The organism is Nostoc sp. DedSLP04, from assembly GCF_034530775.1.
Lineage (GTDB): Bacteria > Cyanobacteriota > Cyanobacteriia > Cyanobacteriales > Nostocaceae > Nostoc.
Genome location: NZ_JAVRCL010000014.1, coordinates 99443 through 121770, shown reverse-complemented (window position 1 = coordinate 121770; position 22328 = coordinate 99443). Strand labels below are relative to the sequence as shown.

The window sequence follows — 22328 nt, the reverse complement described above, 5'->3', positions numbered from 1 at the left end:
TTCTGTCTAAGAGTAGTAAACGCGGTTAATATGAGGTAATTACGCACAGTGGCGGTGACAACAAAGGTAGTCCCAGCGGCTTTTGGCTTAGGGATAGCGGGTATTGCAGTTTGCCCATTCCGATTAATATCGGGAAAAGTAGCTTAGGGATATTTGTCCGTAAAATTACTAACTGTAGACAAATAGTGGTTTTTGAATCAAGCAACCTAACCTATGCCAGCGAATTCCTGGCCCGAAGAAGATTCTTATCAAGAGCTCGATCCGCTCAACTCCTTGTTATCTGACCTATCAGTAGATGAGGAGTCAGTGTTAGAGACAGATTCTATGTCTCTAACATCCCGGTTTCAAGGTCGTAGAGGCAAAGCAGCTCTAGTCTTGACTATCGTCTGGAGTGGCACGATCGCTCTACATTTAGTTTCTTGGGCTTCCATTTTTATTCTAGGACTGACCACCATTCTAGGATTTCATGCTTTGGTGGTGGTGTTTACTAAATCCCGTCGCTATCCAAAAGAAATACAGGGAGATTTACCTTCTGTTTCTGTGCTAGTGGCTGCGAAAAATGAGGAAGCAGTAATTGCTAAATTAGTCAAAAATCTTTGTAATCTGGAATATCCAGGTGGGGAGTACGAAATTTGGATAATTGACGATCGCAGCAGTGATAGCACGCCACATTTATTAGCGGAACTCGCACAGAAACACGACCAGCTGAAAGTACTAAGGCGTTCAGCAGAAGCTACTGGTGGCAAATCGGGGGCGTTGAATCAGGTATTGCCGCTGACAAAGGGCGACATTATAGCAGTATTTGATGCTGATGCCCAAGTAACACCAGATTTACTGCAACAGGTAATACCTTTATTTCAAAGAGAAAACGTGGGGGCGGTGCAGGTGCGAAAAGCGATCGCCAACGCTAAAGCAAACTTTTGGACTAAGGGTCAAATGGCTGAAATGGCACTTGATACCTGGTTTCAGCAACAGCGGACTGCCCTTGGTGGCATTGGCGAACTGCGGGGCAATGGTCAATTTGTCCGGCGTTCCGCCTTGGAAAGCTGCGGTGGCTGGAATGAAGAAACTATTACCGATGATTTGGATTTGACAATCCGCTTACATTTGGATAAATGGGATATTGAGTGTGTTTTCCATCCTGCGGTGCAAGAAGAAGGAGTGACAAATGCAGTTTCACTCTGGCATCAGCGCAACCGTTGGGCAGAAGGCGGTTATCAGCGCTATTTAGATTATTGGGATTTAATTCTCAAAAACCGGATGGGATGGCGTAAAAGCTGGGATTTGCTGATTTTTATGCTGATTATGTATATCTTACCGACAGCAGCAGTACCAGATTTATTAATGGCGATCGCTCGTCATCGTCCACCAATGTTAAGTCCGATCACAGGCTTGTCCATTTCTATGTCGATGGTAGGGATGTTTACAGGTCTGAAGCGGGTACGTCAAGATCAAAAATTCCCACTTTCTACACATCTTACGATGCTGGTGCAAACCCTGCGTGGCAGTTTATATATGTTGCACTGGTTAGTCGTCATGAGCAGCACTACTGCTCGGATGTCGGTAAGACCAAAGCGCCTGAAATGGGTGAAAACCTTGCATACTGGGCATGGGGAATAGCCCCTTTGGGAAATTAAAAATTAAAAATTAAAAATGCAAAATTACCAAAAATAATTTTGCATTTTTTTTAGGGACTGACAAAAATAATTATCCAGAATTATTTGTATATTCATAGGATCGCAAGGCCTTGCGCCCCTACAATGGGATATTTTTTTAATTGAAAGTTCTTTATTCATCATCCACGTCTGCTTCTTCTACCCATTCTGGTGTAGTTGTGGAATCTGAGAATTCTGGAAAATCATCTGCAAAACGGATGATTTGTCCGTTGAAAAATTCTGCTACACGTTGAGCTGCGATCGCTACTTCGTCAGGTTCCCAATCAGGTGCGGGTGTTTGTTTTGGAGGTGGAGGTAAAGTTTGCATCCCGTTTCCATTTACCCCGTTTCTATTTGCCCCATTTCCATTTACGCCATTTCCATTTCTTGCTGCCAACTCGCTTTTTTCTGGTGCTGGTGGTGGATTAGTTGGCTGTGGTGCTGGCGCTGGAGACGGAATTTGCTGGTTGTAGCTAGGTGTGGGTGCTTGCTGAACGCGAGTAGAGTCTTTTGGGAGAGGATTTTTTTTGGCTGAGATAGAGTTTGAAGAAGTTCCTTTTTCTATATTGATCTGGATTTCACGCTGGAAAGTCTGCTGGAAAGCTGCCGTAATCATCGGTAGATAAGATTTTCCCTTGTTTCCCTTGTCATACCATGCCTGTTTAATAGCAATTCGAGCCACAACACCGTCGAACTCGATGAGTTGGCTCATTTGACGCAGCATTTCTTGGCTTGATTTTGGCTGAAGGTTGGCAAGTACTTGTTGCCAAATCTGAGTTAAGTCATATTCTGCTTCGCCAACAACTTCTGAAGTTACTGGTTCAATATTCACCGATGGCACAGGAACAGCAACAGGTTCTGGAGTTGGTGGTGAAACTGAGTTAGCAGCAGAATTGTGATTTGTTTGCTGTTCAACTGGGGGAGATGAAGTGACGGGCTGATTTTGGGCAGCCGCTTGATGATGGTTTAGAGAATTATGATTTGTTTGCGGTTCAGCTACAGGTAAAGAAGAGACTGGGTGATTTTGGGCAACTACTGGAGGATAGCTTGGAGATACAGCAAATGTATTATTAACTCGTGGCGCGACACTTGGGGCTTGTGGCTGAATATTCGCCGTCGCACTGGGTAACAATCCTAGTAATGTTACCTCCAACCACAAACGCGGCTGGGTGGTGTTTTTAATTTGCACTTCAGCTTCTCGCAGGTGTTTCTGTCCCTCCAATATCACCTTCATATCGAAGTATTGGGCAAACTCAACCAGTGCTGTCCAAGTTTGCTGAGTACAAGCAACCAAATCGTGGCGGTTGGGTGCTGTTTTGGCAATCAGTAAATCGCGGTAAAAAGCAGCGAGATTTTGCAGAATAGTTAGGGGTTCTCGACCGCGATCTAAAATGTAGTGAGTACAGTCTAGAACTGCTTCCGGTTTATCTTGAGCGATCGCATTTAAAAGCGCTAACAAGTCCTGTTCGCTTACCGTCCCTACCAAATCCCAAACTCGCTCTGGTGTCACTTCACCTGCTAACAAGCCCAATTGATCGAGTAGACTTTCGGCATCTCGCAAGCCTCCCTGAGAAAGTTGGGCTACTAGGGTGACAGCATCATGTGAAATATGAATGTTTTCTTTAAAGGCGATCGCACTTAAATGCTTCACCATCGCCTCTAACTGAATACGTCTAAAATCAAACCTTTGACAGCGCGAAATAATCGTTGGTAACACTCTTTGCGGGTCTGTTGTCGCCAATACAAAAACCACGTGCCTTGGTGGTTCTTCTAATGTCTTAAGTAACGCATTGAATGCCTGGGTACTGAGCATGTGGCAATTATGTACCAAAAGCCCATTTGCCACAAAGTTATGATTATCTGCTACTTCAATGTCATAGACTCGCTCGATCCCAGCGAGGTGAACAGATTCGACTGTCTCCAAACTTGTAATCCATTGAGGGGGTGGAATATTGTTTAAGGTCTGCCAGCCATTTTCTACTGGTGCTTGCCCCCAACCGTATATAGTGGTATGTCTTGCCTGTACTACTTCTGGTGTAAAATTTTGTTGTTGCTGAGTATCCCATTGCTGTAAGCCAAGTAGCAATGAGTTGGTTTTCGGCGGCAGAGAATCCTTCGGTATGTAGTTGAATTTGTGGACTTCCTTCTGGACTGAGGGCAAGTGAACCATCATCGCAAAACCACCAAGCAATTCCTTCTGGGGTAATTCGATTAAGCCAGTCCATAGAGACGAGTTTTTTATCCCTATTCGGTTTAACGATGTCAAAGACATCTTTGAGTTGGGGATGGCAACCTGTGTTACAGGTAACTGATATGTTTCCGTATCCTTTGTTAGATGTAATTCGCAGTTTTGGACGCAATTCTTGAAGGCGATAGGCTTTATATTCCAACCATTCTTGCTGCTTTTCTGAGTGTGTCCAACACAATCTAGGGAATCTGCTGTATTTATTGGGATAACTGATAGAGCAATCTCCAAGCAAGGTTCCGTAGATAAGCCCAAATGCATTTGGTTGTATAACTGCCGCATCTGCAAGGAACTTTTCTGTTCTAAGTTCCCAAATTCCGTGTCCTTTTTTATATGGATGTTTTTTCCAGCGAGACTGGATACTGATGATTCCTCGCCCCTTTTTTTGTAAAAAGGTTGGAATATCAAGCTTTTCTCCACACCCGCAAGCACAGAAAGGTCGGAGTAATTCGGCTTGTTTAAGGATAGATTCCAGGTCGTATGATTTTTGCCCTGATGTATTGCCTTTAAACTGGTGTCCGCTAGCAAATCTCCGAGTACGTCCATCGATACCAAATTTGTAAATGAGGATGCCGCATCCGCATTCACAGGGGATAGTATCTTCACTCCTTCTTTTACGTCCAATGCTTGTAGCCATCCCTGGTTTGTCCTAATTAAATGATTACCCGTACATCTAATTTCTCGGTTAGTTGTCTTTATAACCAGGGTTTGCCGTTCTCCTTGGTCTAACCATTTGACAACTTTCTTGAATTCCCACTTAAGAGATGAGTCGTTATAACTCAGTACTTTCTTGCCTTTAATTTTGGGATCGTCAATTCTGTGAAGTCCCTCATCAGTCAAGACCAGAGAATCTCCAGTTAGGCATTCGTCGATTACATAAACCTTGTAGCGACACTGGACAGGAGCAAACTGGGCTTTTTCAATCAACTCGCGGATATTATCGACACCAGTATTACTAGCGGCATCGATTTCAATTACATCTAGGGTGTAGCCCTTAGCGATCCCCTGACAAACCTCACACACGCCGCAGGGTTCAGCCGTGGGCTGATCGCCTTTGAGACAATTGAGGGATTTAGCCAAAATCCGGGCACTAGAAGTTTTCCCCGTACCTCTTGGCCCGGTGAATAAGTAGGCAGGGGCGATTTTGGATGTGCCGATCGCGTTCGTGAGGGTGGTGGCGATCGCCTCTTGGCCCACCAGTTCAGCAAAACTTTTGGGGCGATATTTGTGGTGCAGGGGTTCGTAAGACATGGAAATATAGACTTCAATGCCTTTCAAAGTGAATTAGTAGCACCGAGTCGAGTTGAGGATTCAATTATTTTAAACTCTCGTACCTGGCTTTATTTATCGATGTTGCCATAGCCCAAGACTCAACTAATGCCGTAAATTTTGGCACTCAGGAAAGCAAGCAACCAGAGCTTATCCTCTACTATGATTTCAACATCAATGTATGGGAATTATAGCATATTATTTAGTACATTTGTTCTATTTAAGGAGACTGGGAAGCAGAGAAGAATAACTCTTGACAAATGACAAATGACTATACGTTTTATTGACTGAACTATCATAGTCCAGTGCGATCGCTACAATTTTATAGATAAAGTAAAACTCGATGGTGCAGCAGATGCTCAAGCGGCTATTTCAATGGCTCAAAAAGCTTTTTCAGAACTTGTTTGGTGGAAAACAGACTACCTCAAAATCTAGGGGGAATGTAGAAAAAGAACCAGCACCACCCTTAAGCGATACGGATCTGGAATTTCTTTTCAACGAACTGTTGCAAGGAGTACATCAAGCACGAGGGGAAGCATGGGCACAGAAGTGGCTGCATAATATCGAACATCGCATCACAACTCAAGACTGGGTTGAGTGGTTAGGGCGCTTTGGCGACAGATTGCTCGCATCTCCGACACCAAATAATGAAATGGCTGCGCGGTTAGTGCAATTGGGTGAGTTAAACGTCGGAGAAATTGGAGATGTTGCCTATAATATCGGGATGCAGTTGTTGACACGCAATGAAGGCGAACCAATTTGGGAATATGAAGGGCCAGATGCTTTTAGCACTACTTCTTTGCCCTCTGAGGTAACTGCCTCAGTATCGGAGTCAGCAGATGCGCCAGAGAACCTCCCAGAGGGAGAATACCAAACTGTCACCCTAGAACAGTTGTTTGTCATGTTGCAGGAGGATGAAAATTTACGTCAGCAGATTGCTCAACAACTTGCCGTTGAAACAGACGATCCACAAGTGCTTGTTCAGGCATTAATTAGTCAGTTATATCCTGGTGGTCAATCGACTACAGAGCAAACTGAAAATTAACTGCTGGAGAGAATCAAATTCAAGAGTGAAATCTGGGAATTGTTACGTTGTAATGCTATGCTCTTGAAGATTTGTATATTTTTTGCTAACCTGCTACGGAAGCGCTGTCCGAATCTAATGGATTTTTACGTAATTGATGATTTTTTTAAGACAACGATGGCTACAATCTAGAAAAACAAAATCCAAGAGTGTGGCAGATGCTCAGGCGGATATCGCAGTCGCTTAAAAGGTTTTTAAAGCGCCTCATTGCAAGTAAACAGAATAGTTCTCTCAAGGCTTCGAGAGGACGCAATCTGGTGGGGGTACCACCAGAACTAACCAATGCGGATCTGGAACAATTGTTTATCCAATTGTTAGAAGGCGTGCATCAAGCACGAGGACGACAGTGGGCATTGAGGTATCTGCAACGAATCGAAAATCGCATTCCGGCTGAACGTTGGATAGACTGGTTGGTGATGTTTGGTGAAAGCTTACTAGCTTCACCTACACCAAATCCTCTTTTAGCAACACAAATGGTGCAATTAGGGGAACTTGGTGTTGGCAGAATTGGAGAAGTTGCTTATGACATTGGCATTCGGCTAATGCAAAACTTACCTACAGAGATAGAATATCAGGACAATCAGGCACAAGATGATCTAGATGGTCTAGAAATCACTCCTGGGCAAGAACTGATCCGCGATTTGGGCGAGCAGTTATGGGAGTATGATGAGCCAGATGTAATCGAAACTACTCCTGGGCAAGAACTGATCCGCGATTTGGGCGAGCAGTTATGGGAGTATGATGAGCCGGATGTAATCGAAACTACAACCGATGAAGAAATTATCCCAACTTCTCCCGGACAAGAGCTAATCCTTAGCTTTGGCGAACAATTATGGGAATATGATGTGCCAGATGTTGAACCAATAACGTCAGCACCTCAAAATGCCTCTTTTGAGGAGAAATCGCCCGAAAAGTTCGAGGAACTGGTATCGGAATATGAAAGGGAAGACACCCAAGCCACAATACCAGAAAATATCCCCCTACCGACAGCAGAAGATACAATCAGCTTGTTAACTCAACTTCGGTTCGACGAAGAAATTGTTCAAATTACTACACCGGCAAATCTTCTTTCCACGAGACAAAGGACTGAGTTAGCAACGTCTCCCTCGGTGGAAACCTGGGATAACACTTTGACGAATTTAGAGCCAAATGTGGCTAATACTTTAGATGAGTTATGGGTGAAGTTGGATCAAAGTACCAATTTAGTCCAGCAACTTGCTTCAGATTTGGCAGTTCAAAGCAGTAATTCTCCTGGTATTATTGAGCGGCATAACGATAATCCGATTACCCACGCTCAAGGGTGGTTTTACCAAGGTTTAAGCCAAGCGAAAACAGGCGATTTGCTAGGCGCGATCGCATCTTATGACCAAGCCATTGAAATGCAACCCGAATTTTCCGAATATTGGTTTAATCGAGGCTTAACGCTGTTCCATTTAGAACGTTTTGATGAAGCGATCGCGTCTTATGAAACAGCCATAGAACTGAAACCAGACTTTTACAAAGCTTGGTACAACCGGGGTGGAACTCTCGGAGAATTAGGATACTTTGAAGAAGCGATCGCTTCTTTTGACAAAGCTATAGAAATCAAGCCAGACTATCAAGAAGCGTGGTCTAGCAAGGGTTTGGCACTGCTGAAATTAGGTTGGCTACCAGAAGCTATTGCTAGTTATGACCAAGCGCTACAACTCCAACCAGAAGACCAGGAAAACTGGTATTACCGAGGCATAGCCCTAGCTGTCAGCGAACAATTTGCCGAAGCGATTATATCTTACGATAGAGCTATAGAAATTAACCCAGAGTACCACGAAGTGTGGATAGATCGGGGTGTAGTGCTGTTTAATTTAGGCAGGTGGTCAGAAGCGATCGCTTCCTGGGACAAAGCACTTTCAGTTCAAGCTGACTTCTACTTAGCTTGGTACAACCGGGGTATAGCATTAGACAACTTAGGGCGGAGACAAGAAGCGATCGCCTCCTATCAACAAGCGATCGCCATTAAACCCGACTTCCACTTAGCTTGGTATAATCAAGCAGTAGCACTGTTTTATTTAGAACAATTTGCCGAAGCGATCGGCTGTTATGACAACGCTTTGCAAATTAAACAAGATTATTGGGAAGCTTGGATTGGTCGGGGAACTGCGATCGGTCATTTAGTAGTAGATTCTGACGAATTACTAAATTTGTCGAGTAGTATCATCGCGACAAATCCTGCCTTACAACAGGGCGGCTACGAAGGAAAATTAGCCAGCTACGAAGAAGGGTTAAAGCATCTGCGAACAGATACCCATCCAGAAGGTTGGGGTAGATTGCATTTTGCGATCGCTAATACTTACTATGAGCAAGGCAAAAAACATACCAATCCCCGCGATTATTGGCGCAAAGCTGCATCTGAGTATCATCAAGCGCTGTTAACCCTGACACTAGAATATTTTCCCCAGTTGCATCTAGAGGTTTTACAATCTCTAAGCAAAGTGCTGATGGGTTTGGGACACACAACACAAGTTCAAGAATTGCTGCAACGTGGGACAGATTTATTGCGACAATTACTGAGTGAAGAAACTCGCTCAGACGAAAGTAAAAAACAGTTAGCTTTAAAATTTACCGGCTTCGATCAATTAGCAGTTGATTTAGCTGTGGAGTCAGGTGATTTAGTAGAAGCTTGGGAAATTGCCGAACAAGGTAAAAATGCTTGTTTAAACTGGCTGCTTTCTGGCTGGAATGATAATATTTACTCGCCTTATTATGGCGCAATTCAACAACTATTCAATCCCACAACAGCAATTATTTACTGGCATATTAGCCCAGTTGCCCTACATACTTTCATTCTCAAAGACCAAGCACCATCACCAATTCTCCTGTTTACACCCATGCAAGATACTGGGGTAATACCTTTAGGAGAAGATGCTATCCGTCTCAATGAATTGCCTCTACCCGAAGCAGTGCAACGCCTAATTGAATTTGAAATTTGGTTAGAAGATTGGCATCAACAATACCAAGAATATCGCAGCACAGCCCACGACAAAGAAAGTAAAAGTCACCATTCTTGGCGAGTTGAGATGGAAGAGAAGCTGTTGCAACTGTATGAAATATTGAATATTTCCACAATTGCACAGGAACTCGAAGGTATCACCCAACTGGTTTTAATTCCTCACCGTGACTTGTACAGATTGCCCATTCATACACTTTTCCATCTTTCTTCGCCATCGCCGGAAGAGTTACCGAATGTGGAATCAAATTTCAGCGTCACCTATCTACCTAGTGCCCAAATAGGTTTATCAATTAGAACTGAGGATATTTGGCAGTGGCAAAATAAGTTATTGCTCAGTGTTGAACATCCTGAAAGTACAGGTTATCCCACGCTTAAATTTGCCAAATTAGAGTCTGAAATTGTTAGTCAGATGTTCAATAATATCCAACGAATTCAAGGGGCAGAAGCTACGAAAAGTATTGTTGAAAATGCCCTATCTGATAATTATAATATCTTGCATTTTACAGGTCATGTTACTAATAATTTAACTGAACCTAAAAAATCAGAATTAGCATTAGCGGGTGAAGACAGACTTACTCTAGATGAAATCTGCCAACAAAATCTAGATAGTTACAACCTTATTACCCTCTCTGCCTGTGAAAATTTAAGTACTAACAACTACACTATCAGCAGCGAATATGTGAGTTTAGTCAGTGGTTTTGTCACTCAGGGCGTACCTCATGTAGTGAGTACTCTTTGGAGTGTAGAATCTTCGGCTAGCGCCTTAGTGATGATCGAGTTTTACCGACGATTACAGCCCAATAAATCAGCAGTTACTGCCTTAGCTGAAGCAACACGATGGCTGAAAGAACTAACTGCTGGAGAACTGACAAAATGGTATGAAGATATTTTGAATAATCTGCATCCAGAAGAAGTAAGAATTCAAACTTATTTAGCGACCCAACTATATAGAAATAGTAAAATGGCATCAGATAAAAATCTTTATAATCATCCTTATTATTGGGCAGCTTTTACAATTATGGGTAAGCCTAATTAATACTTTGAAACTTTTATTCCAGCCATAAAATTAGCCAGATACTTGTTTTTAGCTTCACCTCTCTAAAAGTTCAATGATTTCACTAAAATAGTCTAATTATATACAAAAATTGGATGAATTCACTGTGGTCTTAAAATTAATGGCAAAAGTGAAAATTAAAAATAAATATGAAATCAGAAACCAGAAATATAGTACTTAAAGCTTACGCAGAACTATATAAGTAAGTCGGCAGAAAAAACCAAACTAAGTAAGTTGGCACAATAAAACTAAACTATGTGAAGAGAGGTAAACTAGACTAAAACTTTCTTTCCTCCTGCCTTATCGCAACGATAAATTTTTACGCCGAACTACAGCTTTGTCTAAACCTATAATTACCGTTCGCCTAATTACACGCGACGAACTTCCCCAACTTTTGGCTTTATATAAGCATCTAAATCCTGTCGATGCGCCTCTACCGACTGATGATGTCTTACAATCTATCTGGGATGGAATTTTAGATGATCCCCGTTTGTATTACATTGTGGCTGATGTTGATAAGCAGTTAGTAGCAACATGTAATTTAACTATTGTTCCCAACTTGACGCGTGGCGCACGTCCATACGGCATTATTGAAAATGTTGTTACCCATCTCGATTATCGACAACAGGGATTTGGTACACAAGTGCTGCATTATGCCTTAGCTTTAGCATGGCAGCAACAGTGCTATAAAGTGATGCTTCTAAGCGGCTCAAAAAACGAGGAGACGTTGCACTTCTATGAAAAAGCAGGATTCAAGCGTGGACTAAAAACAGGATTTGTTGCCCTACCTCCAGAGGAGTTGTGAGCAAAATTTATACAGATTAGCCAGCTTACAAAAATCCTAGTTTATCTTTGGGTTCGCTTTTATAAAATAGTCTTTTGGAAAAAAATAATTCTTAGCCAAAAATCTTGGCGCAATCAGGCTCGAAATTTTGGATTGCGATCGCTAATTTCCCGTCTAGTATTTGAAAATTTACCATCAAGGACAACTATCTAAAGAGTGAAAGTTTTTCTTCAAAATCCAGCCCTGAGTTAGTTGTATAATCACAATAAAAGATTAACAATACACCATATCGCCAAGATTGATTTTATTTCTTAAATCTTGCTAAAGATCATGATACATTGAGTTTAACGGCATTAACCCTCCTCGGCAATTATAAAGAGACGGCTATTAAAGGCCAATTATTTTACTGCTTGACTGCAATTTTAGAACTGAATAAAATCGCCTACTTGCATTAATTCTCTTTATTGTTGCGACATATTATATTACCACAGGAGCCATGCTTATTTTTAGTGTACTCTGCGGTTCTTAAAAAAAAATAGGAATTCGATACTATGTGTGGTGCACATGAGGATAAACGTTATGAGATATCAGAGCAGCTACTCATAATGTCCAGCGTATTAATTTTCCAGAGCTAACAGGTTTCATTTCTGGTTTTCATGTCGAGGCGAACCAAATAATCATCTAGATATTTGTATTCACTTAACCTTGCATCCAGTATTTTCCATATAGTCAACCCAAGAAATTGAAAAGAGGATATTTCCATGTCTAGTTTGTCTCGTTGGTCATCAACAAAGGTTGCTTTGCTAGTTCTGGGAATGACAGCTGCTACAATAACCCCCATCATAATTTCTGCCCCAGCTTCATCTCAAACCCCTGTTCCATCTACGACACCATCACCTGATACACCATCACCTGCAACACCATCACCTGCGACACCATCGCCTACGTCAACAGTTAACCTGTCTGATGTTTCCTCAGATTATTGGGCGCGTCCCTTCATTCAAGCCCTAGCTGAGAATAACGTGATTAGTGGCTTTCCTGATGGCACTTATAGACCAAATCAGCCTGTGACTCGTGCAGAATTTGCTGCTTTGATTCAAAAAGCTTTCAGTAACCAAAACCGAGTCCGACAATTAAGTGCAGGTGGATTTAGTGATGTTCCTGCTAACTACTGGGCCGCTGCTGCAATTCAAAACGCTTACGAAACTGGATTTTTGGCAGGCTATCCTGGGAACGTGTTTAGACCAAATCAAGAAATTCCTAGAGTGCAGGGGATCGTTGCTTTAAGTAGTGGTTTAGGTTTAACTGGTGGCGATACAAGTACTCTCACTACTTACTACAACGATGCCTCAGCTATCCCAGAGTATGCTGTTGGCAGTGTGGCAGCAGCGACAGTAAGTAATCTTGTTGTCAACTACCCAGATGTAAAACAACTCAATCCGCAACAGTCTTTGACTCGTGCTGAAGCAGCAGCACTTTTATATCAAGCTTTAGTTAAACAAGGACGGGCGCAACCCATTGCTAGCAATCTTCCAGCTAGTCAGTACGTTGTAGCTGGAACTCCTGCCGGTACTGATATTGTTGCTCTAGCGTCATCCAGTAGTTCTTTTACAACTCTGACTTCTTTATTAAAGACAGCCGGTTTAGCAGATATTCTTCAACAGCCAGGCCCTTATACAGTCTTTGCTCCCACCAATGACGCATTTGCTGCTTTACCTGCTGCTACCTTACAACAGTTAGAGCAACCAGAAAACAGAGAAGCGTTAGTTAAAATTTTGAGATATCACGTGGTTCCCGGTGCGGTAACTTCTAGTCAACTCTCAGCAGGGGAGTTGACAACCGATGAAGGAAGACCTGTAAATATTAAAATCGATTCCGCTAACAGTCAAGTCTCGGTAAATAATGCCAGAGTTCTCCAGGCGGACGTGAAAGCTAGCAATGGTGTTATCCATGCAATTAACCAAGTCCTGATTCCGCCTGATGTTAACATCAGTCAGTTAAATCAGCCACCAACAGGAAATGGGACACCTGATGTTAACGTAGGTAGAAGTACTCGTGGTGGCAGAAGCTATATCGGAGTTGGTGGTAACATTGGTTTGAGCGGCGATGATACAGCTCTGAGCGACACTAACTTTACAGTGATCAGTAAACTTGGTCTGACAAACAATATATCAGTGCGACCATCGGTAATCTTCGGGGACGATACAATATTTCTAGTTCCCGTGACTTTAGATTTTTCTCCCCGCAGAGCAGGTTCAGTGGGTGAAAGAACCTTTGCTATATCTCCTTACATCGGTGCTGGTGTAGCAATTGAAGCTAATGCTGATACTGATATTGGATTACTACTAACAGGTGGTGTAGACATTCCTCTCGGTTCTAGACTTACGCTAACAGGTGGTGTAAATGCTGCTTTTGTAGATGATACTGATGTAGGACTACAGTTAGGAATTGGCTATAACTTCAGGTAAATAGAAGTAGAACATGCAATAAGGGCGCACAGTTAGTTGTGCGCTCTTGCTGTATTAACGTCGCTTGATTGCTAAAGTAAGTCCATCGGCGATGGGGACAAGGGAGAGGGTAACTCGTTCGTCATGATGTAACTTTTCGTTTAGCGCCCGGATTGCTTGGGTGCTTTCATCTTGATTTTGCTTATCAGCTACTTGTCCAGACCATAAAACATTATCGATCGCAATTAATCCACCTGGACGAACTAATTGCAGCGATCGCTCATAATATCCATCATAATTTTCTTTATCAGCATCAATAAAGGCAAAATCAAAAGTTTCGGCTTGTCCAGTTGCTAATAACTTATCTAAAGTTTCCAAAGCTGGTGCCAATCGGAAATCGATTTTATCAGCAACCCCAGATGCTTGCCAATACCGCCGAGCAATCGCAGTAAATTCTTCACTCACATCACAAGCGATAATCTTGCCATCAGGCGGTAGTGCCAAAGCTACAGAAAGCGAGCTATAACCCGTAAAGACTCCAACTTCTAAGGTTTTTTTCGCTCCAATCAACTGCACCAGAAGGCTCATAAACTGCCCTTGTTCTGGTGAAATCTGCATTCCACTCCGGGGATGATTGGCGGTTTCTTGGCGCAACTTCCCAAGAATTTCTGGTTCTCGTAGCGAAACAGATAAAAGATAATTGTAAAGTTGGTTATCAAGACCTATAGACTGTTTTGGCATGATAGATCGGAGAATTGAGAGAAACTACAGTTATACTATCGCTGATAAGTGGAATCTCAGGAATAACATGGTGCGGTTAGTTTTGACAGCAATATTGCTGGTGCTAGTGACAGCTTGTGGCAGTATTGGACTGCTACCAACTAGCGATTTAGTGCAAAAAGCGATCGCCCTTGGGCTAGAACAAACTCAACAAAAACTTAGCCAACAGTTGGATTTAGATTTTCAAGGATTTGAAATCAAGCGGCTATCAATTACCCAAGAACAACCACTGACGATTGAAAATTTACCAGCTTTCCACGTTCGGGGAACCTACGACTTGATTCTCAAGCTACCAAAACGGCGCTTGACGCAACCAAAACAACCCTTTGACGTTTACTTGCAAATTCAGCAAGAAGGTAAAACTTGGCGATCGCTAATTCCAGAAAAGGGTAGTAAAGATACTCAACCAACCTGGCGCAGTTACTTAGTTGAGTAAACCTGTGTCATCAAAGTGCTTTTTTACGGTTGTGTAAGAATTGCAAACCAGTAGCGTAAACACCAAATGCCAGTAAACCTGACATAAAATTGGGTTCAGGAACACTAGCAGTAGATACAGAATTGATACCAACAGCAAAGTCTTGATTTAAATCTACATTATCAACAAATGAACTGTCGGCAGCACCAATAAATATAAATTTTGCATCAATGGGAACTTGTACAATAGCACCATTAAAATCTACACGTGAGATGTAAAAAATACTATTGTCTAAACACTGCAATGGAAGACAACCGTTGGGAAGAATTGGATTAATAGCACCAGGAACTCTGTCAGTCGTTGCGCCATTATACTCTCCGGTATTTGGTAGCAATCTATTGTCAGCGCTGAAAGTAGCCCACATTGCACCAAAGTATTCGTCAGTCGGATCGTCAAAGGGTGAAAAACTGCCAAACCGTTCCAGTTTAATTGTGTCCCCTGAATTAACTCCCAAGTTTGTTAGAGAAAAAGGTACGCTGTCAGGACTAAATGTATATGAGGAAATAAAACTTGCACTGGGGTCAATATTGAATTTGGCTGCCAAAGCTTGAGCAGAATCAGTTTTGAATAATAGTATTAAGCTGAAAGCGGTTTGAGCTGTTACAACTGATAATTTGGTGAATAATTTAGGAGCTTTTTGATTAAAAAAAAAGATTGACATAGTGATTTTTTACAAATTGTTAATTACTGAAGTTAGACAAAAAGTGAGGTATTAAAGGATAACTCAGCTATCTTACTGTTTAATTTTTATTTATGAGTATATTTAAATATTTAATCGTCAAAATATCTTATAAAAAATAAAATTGTCAATCTACCAATAGCTAGTTGACAATTAATAACGAGACTAAATTAGAAGTTTTTATTTAAAATTTGGTTGATGAATTGAAATTTTTTTATCAGGGTAAAAGTTCTGCGCCACCTCTTGTAAATTTTGATCAATGATTGCATGAGGCTATTGTTCCGAAGTCAAAAATACAATGTCTTCGGATAGAGAAACTTTTTATTGGTAATTAACGCTTAAAAAGTTCAAGAAATAAAGCTAAGTTTGTCGCAGTTGTGGAAAAACTAGATTAAGGGTTTTTAAATTTTGAATGACGTACAGTGGAATATGTGCTATTAAAAAAACTATCACAAGGATTCTGAACACAAAAATTTTTAAGGTTTGAATTCCGCACAGTAGGATATGTGCTACTCAAAAAACTATCACAAGCATTTACGTATAACCGCTAGGGTACAGTCACGATCGAGGTATAGTTTCATCGGAGACAGGGTAAGATGTATATCAACTTTTTTATCAGTTCCATTATTGGAATTGTGGTTCCGGTGCTGGTGGCTTTTGGCTTACTACAATGGTTGCACATACCTACAGGTAACTTTCTTGATTGGGTGATTGGTGGTGCTAGTTTTTGGTGGCTGTTGGTAATTGTTACCGTACCGTGGAATGTGCATTTTCAAGCCAAAGAAGTCTTAGCAGAAGCAGCACAATCAACTGAGAAAGGCATTCCAGTTGATGAGAAACAAGTGAAGTATGTCACATTGTTGGCAAAGCGATCGCTCTGGGTTGCTATTGCTTTACACTTATTCTCAGCTGTTGGTCTTTATACTCTTGCTGTCACTGGTATTAGTACAGTTGGATATATAAGTTCTGGTGCAGCTTTATTATTAACAATTCTGCGTCCCGCGATTCGCGCTTATGAGTATTTATATGCGCGGTTAGCGATGATTCGCCAAGAATGGAAGTATCCGCGCGAAGATATTTTGGAACTGCGCGATCGCTTCTCTATATTGGAACAAAAAATCCAGTCTTTGGAAGATCAACTCAACCCAGAACAACCCTATTCCTTATCCGCAACTCAACAACGTTTTGCCGAAGAAACTCGCAGAGATTTAGCCCGAATTGCGGCTAATTTAGAAGAATTACGGGCGACAAATCAAACGGAACATGAGCGTTTGGCAAGAGAAGCTAGAAATGCGATCGCGCAACTTTCCACCGACGGGCAATTTCTCGATCATGTCCGCGAAATCATTCGATTTTTTAAGACAGCTTGATTATTGCTCTCATAACTGACCAAATTTTAAGTTTTGGATTGTGATAGTGAATATTCATCATCCAAAATTTAAAAAATTTTTTCCAAAAGGGTTAAGTATACCCTACAACCAAAAGGAAAAATTTGACATAAATTGCAGAGTTCGGTATGCAATGCTTCTATATGTTGTAAAAAAGGAAAAAATTGCAAATGTTGGATTCTCTTCTCTTGTTTTTTATATTAGCCACAATTATTCCTTTTTTTATTGCTCAGATTATGCCGAACAGCAAGTGGCTAATAGGTTATGCTATTTGTTTTGGAACTTTTGCTATTTCTCAGTATTATAATCACTTAACAACGCCAATCGAGCAACGAGGAAATGGTTTTGTTTACGCCTGGGCAATGCTTGCGAATTATTTAATTAATACATCGGGAACTGTGGGAATAATCGACAGGGCTATTGTATTATACTTTAAGTCAAGAGGGTATAAAATCAATATATGGTTCATAGTTAATATAATTTTTCTTGATTTGATGCTTGTTTACATAGCGATATTGATAGTTAACATTCCTAAATAGATAGGCATTATTAAACAGAAAACAAGGATTATCAGGACTTTAGTCCTTATTACAAACTTTAATTGATTTAGGTCTAACGACTTAGTAAGTATCCCTTCATTTCTACTAATTTAAAATCCACTATTGAGGCTCATAGTATACCTCACTAGAGCAGGAAAGGCTATAGTGAAGTTCACATAACATCAGGAGTACTCATAGTGAATCAGATACAACTCACTTTAACTATTAGTTACTTGTTAATGTCATGCTATTTTTTAAGCAATTGGTTAATATTTTCCCTGCGTCATCCCACTTCTACTCCCGATGATAAATTTTTATCGGTTGTGATGTTTTTAGTCACAGCTATCTTCTGGCCTATGATGATTCCGATGTCTTGTTTAGAAATGGTTCAACAAAAGCGCATAGACTTTAGTAAAATTATTCCTGTTCTATTAGCAATATTTGTATTTAGTGTTTCATATTATTTAACCGAATAATTAATAATTCCTCCTTACCAATTGCATATATATAAAGAGAAGCCGGAGGATTGACTTGTTACCCTCCGGCTTCTTTATGCACAACTACCTTAACTTGTTAGGCAGTCTATTTATTAAACTTGGAATTGATTAACGGCGTCTGCTGCCAAAACCAGTTGAGCGACGAGGTGCTGAACTACGCCCACTACCAAAACCACTGCCAGAATTGCGTCTGGGTGAAGTGGCTCTGCCAGAGGGTTGCAAGGTGCTACCACCAAAACCAGAACCAGAAGGACGGTTATTACCTGTAGTGCTACGCGGTACATTGCGTACATTTGAATTTCCAGGATATGACCTTCTAATTGTCCCTGTATTGCGGAAGGCAGTGCGATTTCTCACGGCTGCGGGTTGCGTATTATAGCGAGTTTGGTAACTTTGAACTGCTTGGCCATAGCTTCCGCCATATCCACCAAAGCCACTTAATCCTTGCCCTGATTGATAGACAGGGGGTACATAATACTGGGGCCTAAACAACATACTACCAATTGCCTGACCGGCCAAGCTACCAGCTACAGACCCAGCAAATGGTGCCCAAAAATTATTTTCTCGACGGACTACAACCGTCTCTTGTTGTCCTGTTTGAGGATTGGTTTTATTCTCGGTAACGTTGTGGACGTACTCAATTTTAAAATCTTCCGTCAGATATAAAATCGGTTGTCCTTTATCTACCTTCAGATAGGTTTTTTTACCCTGCTTGATTTCATCATCAGTTAACCGTGCCATTTGCAAATTTTCGGTTGCAAAGGTTGGAGGATTATTGTTAAGTAAAAACAAGCTGTATTCACCAGTTGCATCGTCATAAGTGGCTTGTTGTATTTGATACTCACCATCACTCAACTTTGTATTAGTAGAGGTTTGGCTAACGTTCTTAGCTGGAGGAGTACTTTGGTTCTCGCCACCACAAGCAACAGTTGTGATACACAAACTCAGAGCTAAAAAAACGGCTGTAAATTTACGTACTATGGTCATGATCATTGGATTATTGTCCTATCTCTGAGCTTAACAATTTATCATCTAAGTAGTAAGTACGGACTACCCAACAAATTACAACAACAAATTACAAAGGAATCAATTCTGGGTAATATTGCAACAGTTGATCGCTAGTGAGTTCATCGCCCAACTGTGCTGGAGAGAAATGCACTTGAATTGCCTTTAATCTATGTTTATAATGCAAATTTATCAATGCTTTCAATCCTTCCTTGAGCGCCTGAACGTTAGAAAGATCGGTTTCCAAATCTGGTACTTCTCCTTCATAAGCTACTGTAATCATCACAATGACGTTGCGGGTTACAGGTATAGATAAAGGTTCATTCGATCCATTGGAAGCGTAATCTGGTTCGCTGAGATATCTTTCGGCAGAGTCAGTAAATAATTCATTCACGTAATCTCCCGCTTCGCCCTCATTAAAAAATACGTCACCTTCGTTAGCAGCAGAAAGCCAATATTCATCGTATTGCAGCAGGGTTTGGCTGATTTCTACCAATCCTTCTCCTAAAACTTCTAAATCGCCATCGGCATCGATCGCATCCCGTCCAGCACTATTTAAGACTCCCAAAATTGGCGCTACTTCACCTCCCCCTAAATGCAGAAATAGGCGAAACACAACATAGCGAGTTCGACCGATCATTTTATTAAAAAGATTGCTCATTTTTTCCTCCAAAATTTTGTCATTTGTCATTTGTCATTGGTCATTGGTCATTAGTTCAATCCCCGATGCCCAATGACGGCAGTTGCTCCACTTGGGGAGACCGCAAGACCGCACTGCCTCCCCAATGTCCAATCTCCATAACTAATGATTAATATAATGAAATCCTTTAACAAAATCTATAATAATATCTAATGAAGGTAATATATTTTTTGTTGAATCACTAGACATATCATAAGCTGAAGCATTAAGAGCAGAGCGATTAATAAATCTTTTTCCAAAGTTGGGATGGTCATAAACAATCAAAGTGTGGGCACTGGAATTCGTTAAAACTATTTGGGTTGGGGCTTTACAAAAATTTAATTTTGCGGCTACTTCGATATTTTTTTTCATCTGTTTAATTGTTGTAGCCTGATTCATAGCTTGTTCAAAAAGAGTATTTAATTGTTTCACTATCTGAGGCGATTTTAAGTCTTGCTTTGCAATAACTTCACTGTTAATCATTTCCACTATACTGGAGATATTTTTTTGAGTAGATGCCGCATCTAGAAAGGGAAGAATGACAATGTAAGCAGTGGGAAATAACGCTTCGTCGCTATCTACATGAAAGGTGAAAATAGTCCGGCGACGACCACTTTCGATGCTTGGAGGTTGTTTCAACCCTCGATATTCTTGAGCAATTTGGTAGTAAGCGCCAGCGATCGCAAAATTAGCTTCATGTTCTAGAGCTGCATCAACAATAATCCGAATTGTTGGCGGTGTTTCGTTAAAAAAATCTCGTGACTCTTCAGAATGGAAATTTTGGACAATAGAGCGATCGCCATTTGGGCTAAGATCGACCCATTCACAAACTATGCCTTCGGTTTTTAAACCAAATCTGGAAGTGGCATAAAGCTTGGCTCCTGTTAAAGTTGCTCCTGTTAAGTCAGCACCGATCCATTCTGCCCTAATTAATTTTGCCTGAGTTAAATTGGCGTGGACTAAACTTGTATTTGTTAAATTGGCATTGCTTAAATCTGCGCCAATTAAATCAGCCCCGCTCAATTTTGCGCCGCTTAAATCTGCCCACCGGAGATTTGCACCACTCAAATCTGCCCACCGGAGATTCGCTCCACTCAAATCTGCCCCACTCAAGTTAGTCTGGCTGAGATTGGCTTGTCTGAGTTCGGCATCTCGCAAATTTGCACCGCTCAAGTCAGAACGACTGAGATCGCTGGCGTTTAAGTTAGCCATCTCCAAGTTGGCTCCAGTTAAAGAAGCACCTCTCAAGATCGCCTCACTCAAGTTAGCGTGACGGAGATTCGCTTGGCGGAGTGTCGCTTCTCGCAAATCAGCACTGGTGAGATCGGCTTCCAACAAATCAGCGCGACTGAGGTCAGCGCGAACTAACTCGGTGCGGATTAATGAGGCTCCTCTCAGTTGAGCGCGACTTAAATCCGCTCGAATCAAATTAGCGACGTTGAGACTGGCGTTATTAAGGATGGCGCTGCATAGATTTGCACCACTCAGTCTAGCTACATTCAGCTTGACATTGCTCAAGTTAGCTTCACTCAGATTCGCGCCACTCAGGTTGACTATACTCAAATTAGCATCGCTCAGATTTACACCACTGAGTTTTACTCCACTCAAGTTGGCTTCTGGGAGGTCAACACCACTAAAGTTTAAGACTCCTGCTGCGTATTGTTCCAGTAATTCCTCTACAGTCATCGATGCTACCCCTTGGATGCCAACTTTAATAGTTGGTAAAGTCATAAAAAACGGAATGTCAAAATCAAAAATGAATATTGGAATTTTAGGATTGGGACTGATAGGCGGATCTTTGGGTTTTGATTTGCGATCGCAAGGACATCATATCTTAGGAGTTAGTCGCCGTGAAGCAACCTGTCAAAAGGCAGTTACCTTGGGCAGTGTTGATGAAGCATCAGTCGATCTGAGCCTATTAGCAGCCGCAGAAGTTGTATTTATTTGTACACCTCTAGCCCTTATTGTGCCCCAATTTGAACAGTTAGTCGCTCATTTGCCTATGGCTACAGTCGTAACTGATGTAGGTTCAGCGAAAGCACAAATAGTCAGGGATATTACTCCCCTTTGGAAAAATTTTATCGGCGGTCATCCAATGGCGGGCAGAACAGATAGTGGGATAGAAGCTGCACAGCGAGATTTATTTGTTGATAAACCTTATGTATTAACACCGATAACGACAACACCAACTAATGCAATTACAGTTGTAGAAGAAATTGTGCGATCGCTCGGAGCTAACATCTATTTTTGTCAACCAGAGCAACACGACCGCGCTGTGAGTTGGATTTCCCATTTACCGGTGATGGTTAGTTCCTCGTTGATTGCTGCTTGTTTGAGCGAAACAGACCCCGATGTTTTACAATTAGCCCAAAAGTTAGCTAGTTCGGGTTTTCGGGATACCAGTCGTGTGGGTGGCGGGAATCCAGAATTGGGCGTGATGATGGCGCGGTATAATCGTCAAGCATTGCTGCGATCGCTACAACAATATCGTCAAAGCCTTGATGAGTTAACTAATTTAATTGAGCAAGAAAATTGGGCAGTTCTAGAGGAAAAGTTCAAATCAAGGCAACAGGCACGACCTGATTTTGTTTAATAGTTGTTGGGTGCGTTTAGCTATGGATAACGCACCCATATTTTAATTTAGTGAGTTAATTAATAAAGTTTGTTGGCTGCTTTTTTGTCAAAACAACTCTCCACAGCTACTCAGAAATTCCCACAATAAAATCTTTAAAAATGCTACTCAACAGTCTGATAGTCACCAA

15 protein-coding genes are annotated in these 22328 nt (G+C 41.4%); 9 read left to right on the top strand and 6 right to left on the bottom strand.

What is annotated here, in order from left to right; genetic code table 11:
* Positions 1 to 213: 213 nt before the first annotated feature.
* Complete coding sequence (locus tag RMX89_RS11120) at positions 214 to 1620, top strand: glycosyltransferase family 2 protein (RefSeq protein WP_322688957.1); 1407 nt, start codon at positions 214 to 216, stop codon at positions 1618 to 1620.
* Between the two features lie 168 nt (positions 1621 to 1788).
* Here the strand turns inward: RMX89_RS11120 and dnaX are convergent, their stop codons facing one another.
* Positions 1789 to 5151: a DNA polymerase III subunit gamma/tau gene (dnaX, locus tag RMX89_RS11115; protein WP_322688956.1), complete on the bottom strand. Its 3363-nt coding sequence runs from the start codon at positions 5149 to 5151 to the stop codon at positions 1789 to 1791.
* Positions 5152 to 5512: 361 nt separating this feature from the next.
* Here dnaX and RMX89_RS11110 point away from each other — a divergent pair, with 361 nt between their 5' ends.
* The 4 genes from RMX89_RS11110 to RMX89_RS11095 all read left to right on the top strand — a co-directional run bounded on the left by RMX89_RS11110 (position 5513) and on the right by RMX89_RS11095 (position 13545).
* On the top strand, positions 5513 to 6214 hold the full coding sequence (locus tag RMX89_RS11110; protein WP_322688955.1) for a hypothetical protein: 702 nt from the start codon (positions 5513 to 5515) through the stop codon (positions 6212 to 6214).
* A 197-nt stretch (positions 6215 to 6411) separates the two neighbouring features.
* The gene (locus RMX89_RS11105) at positions 6412 to 10275 is read left to right on the top strand and encodes a CHAT domain-containing protein (RefSeq protein WP_322688954.1); all 3864 of its coding nucleotides are present in this window, start codon (positions 6412 to 6414) and stop codon (positions 10273 to 10275) included.
* A 355-nt stretch (positions 10276 to 10630) separates the two neighbouring features.
* Positions 10631 to 11098, top strand: a complete 468-nt coding sequence (locus tag RMX89_RS11100) for a GNAT family N-acetyltransferase (RefSeq protein WP_322670878.1) — start codon at positions 10631 to 10633, stop codon at positions 11096 to 11098.
* 740 nt (positions 11099 to 11838) lie between these two features.
* The gene (locus RMX89_RS11095; protein ID WP_322670877.1) at positions 11839 to 13545 is read left to right on the top strand and encodes a fasciclin domain-containing protein; all 1707 of its coding nucleotides are present in this window, start codon (positions 11839 to 11841) and stop codon (positions 13543 to 13545) included.
* A 54-nt stretch (positions 13546 to 13599) separates the two neighbouring features.
* On the opposite strand, the gene RMX89_RS11090 is transcribed toward RMX89_RS11095, so the two are convergent.
* Entirely contained in the window at positions 13600 to 14265 is a 666-nt protein-coding gene (locus RMX89_RS11090; RefSeq protein ID WP_322688953.1) for a class I SAM-dependent methyltransferase, read from the bottom strand.
* Positions 14266 to 14332: 67 nt separating this feature from the next.
* On the opposite strand from RMX89_RS11090, the gene RMX89_RS11085 reads away from it, so the two are divergent.
* Positions 14333 to 14740 (top strand): hypothetical protein, encoded by a 408-nt coding sequence (locus RMX89_RS11085; protein WP_322684173.1) that lies wholly within the window; start codon positions 14333 to 14335, stop codon positions 14738 to 14740.
* 10 nt (positions 14741 to 14750) lie between these two features.
* Here RMX89_RS11085 and RMX89_RS11080 read toward each other — a convergent pair whose 3' ends face one another.
* Positions 14751 to 15440, bottom strand: a complete 690-nt coding sequence (locus RMX89_RS11080) for a hypothetical protein (RefSeq protein WP_322688952.1) — start codon at positions 15438 to 15440, stop codon at positions 14751 to 14753.
* Between the two features lie 614 nt (positions 15441 to 16054).
* On the opposite strand from RMX89_RS11080, the gene RMX89_RS11075 reads away from it, so the two are divergent.
* Both RMX89_RS11075 and RMX89_RS11070 read left to right on the top strand, forming a co-directional pair.
* Positions 16055 to 16828: a hypothetical protein gene (locus RMX89_RS11075; RefSeq protein ID WP_322670874.1), complete on the top strand. Its 774-nt coding sequence runs from the start codon at positions 16055 to 16057 to the stop codon at positions 16826 to 16828.
* A 188-nt stretch (positions 16829 to 17016) separates the two neighbouring features.
* On the top strand, positions 17017 to 17385 hold the full coding sequence (locus RMX89_RS11070; protein ID WP_322688951.1) for a hypothetical protein: 369 nt from the start codon (positions 17017 to 17019) through the stop codon (positions 17383 to 17385).
* Between the two features lie 605 nt (positions 17386 to 17990).
* Here the strand turns inward: RMX89_RS11070 and RMX89_RS11065 are convergent.
* The 3 genes from RMX89_RS11065 to RMX89_RS11055 form a co-directional block, all read right to left on the bottom strand.
* Entirely contained in the window at positions 17991 to 18875 is an 885-nt protein-coding gene (locus RMX89_RS11065) for a hypothetical protein (protein WP_322688950.1), read from the bottom strand.
* Positions 18876 to 18957: 82 nt separating this feature from the next.
* On the bottom strand, positions 18958 to 19548 hold the full coding sequence (locus RMX89_RS11060; RefSeq protein ID WP_322670996.1) for a DUF1517 domain-containing protein: 591 nt from the start codon (positions 19546 to 19548) through the stop codon (positions 18958 to 18960).
* Positions 19549 to 19689: 141 nt separating this feature from the next.
* On the bottom strand, positions 19690 to 21252 hold the full coding sequence (locus tag RMX89_RS11055) for a pentapeptide repeat-containing protein (RefSeq protein WP_322688965.1): 1563 nt from the start codon (positions 21250 to 21252) through the stop codon (positions 19690 to 19692).
* A 70-nt stretch (positions 21253 to 21322) separates the two neighbouring features.
* Here RMX89_RS11055 and RMX89_RS11050 point away from each other — a divergent pair, with 70 nt between their 5' ends.
* Entirely contained in the window at positions 21323 to 22159 is an 837-nt protein-coding gene (locus RMX89_RS11050) for a prephenate/arogenate dehydrogenase (protein WP_322688964.1), read from the top strand.
* Positions 22160 to 22328 lie beyond the last annotated feature (169 nt).

Excerpts from the sequence above, each read along its gene's own strand:
- RMX89_RS11105 (WP_322688954.1), top strand. The coding sequence starts at position 6,412 with ATGCTCAGGCGGATATCGCAGTCGCTTAAAAGGTTTTTAAAGCGCCTC.
- RMX89_RS11070 (WP_322688951.1), top strand. The coding sequence starts at position 17,017 with ATGTTGGATTCTCTTCTCTTGTTTTTTATATTAGCCACAATTATTCCT.
- RMX89_RS11080 (WP_322688952.1), bottom strand. The coding sequence starts at position 15,440 with ATGTCAATCTTTTTTTTTAATCAAAAAGCTCCTAAATTATTCACCAAA.
- RMX89_RS11095 (WP_322670877.1), top strand. The coding sequence starts at position 11,839 with ATGTCTAGTTTGTCTCGTTGGTCATCAACAAAGGTTGCTTTGCTAGTT.
- RMX89_RS11050 (WP_322688964.1), top strand. The coding sequence starts at position 21,323 with ATGAATATTGGAATTTTAGGATTGGGACTGATAGGCGGATCTTTGGGT.
- RMX89_RS11090 (WP_322688953.1), bottom strand. The coding sequence starts at position 14,265 with ATGCCAAAACAGTCTATAGGTCTTGATAACCAACTTTACAATTATCTT.
- RMX89_RS11120 (WP_322688957.1), top strand. The coding sequence starts at position 214 with ATGCCAGCGAATTCCTGGCCCGAAGAAGATTCTTATCAAGAGCTCGAT.
- RMX89_RS11075 (WP_322670874.1), top strand. The coding sequence starts at position 16,055 with ATGTATATCAACTTTTTTATCAGTTCCATTATTGGAATTGTGGTTCCG.
- RMX89_RS11065 (WP_322688950.1), bottom strand. The coding sequence starts at position 18,875 with ATGATCATGACCATAGTACGTAAATTTACAGCCGTTTTTTTAGCTCTG.
- RMX89_RS11060 (WP_322670996.1), bottom strand. The coding sequence starts at position 19,548 with ATGAGCAATCTTTTTAATAAAATGATCGGTCGAACTCGCTATGTTGTG.
- RMX89_RS11055 (WP_322688965.1), bottom strand. The coding sequence starts at position 21,252 with ATGACTGTAGAGGAATTACTGGAACAATACGCAGCAGGAGTCTTAAAC.
- RMX89_RS11085 (WP_322684173.1), top strand. The coding sequence starts at position 14,333 with ATGGTGCGGTTAGTTTTGACAGCAATATTGCTGGTGCTAGTGACAGCT.
- dnaX (WP_322688956.1), bottom strand. The coding sequence starts at position 5,151 with ATGTCTTACGAACCCCTGCACCACAAATATCGCCCCAAAAGTTTTGCT.
- RMX89_RS11110 (WP_322688955.1), top strand. The coding sequence starts at position 5,513 with ATGGTGCAGCAGATGCTCAAGCGGCTATTTCAATGGCTCAAAAAGCTT.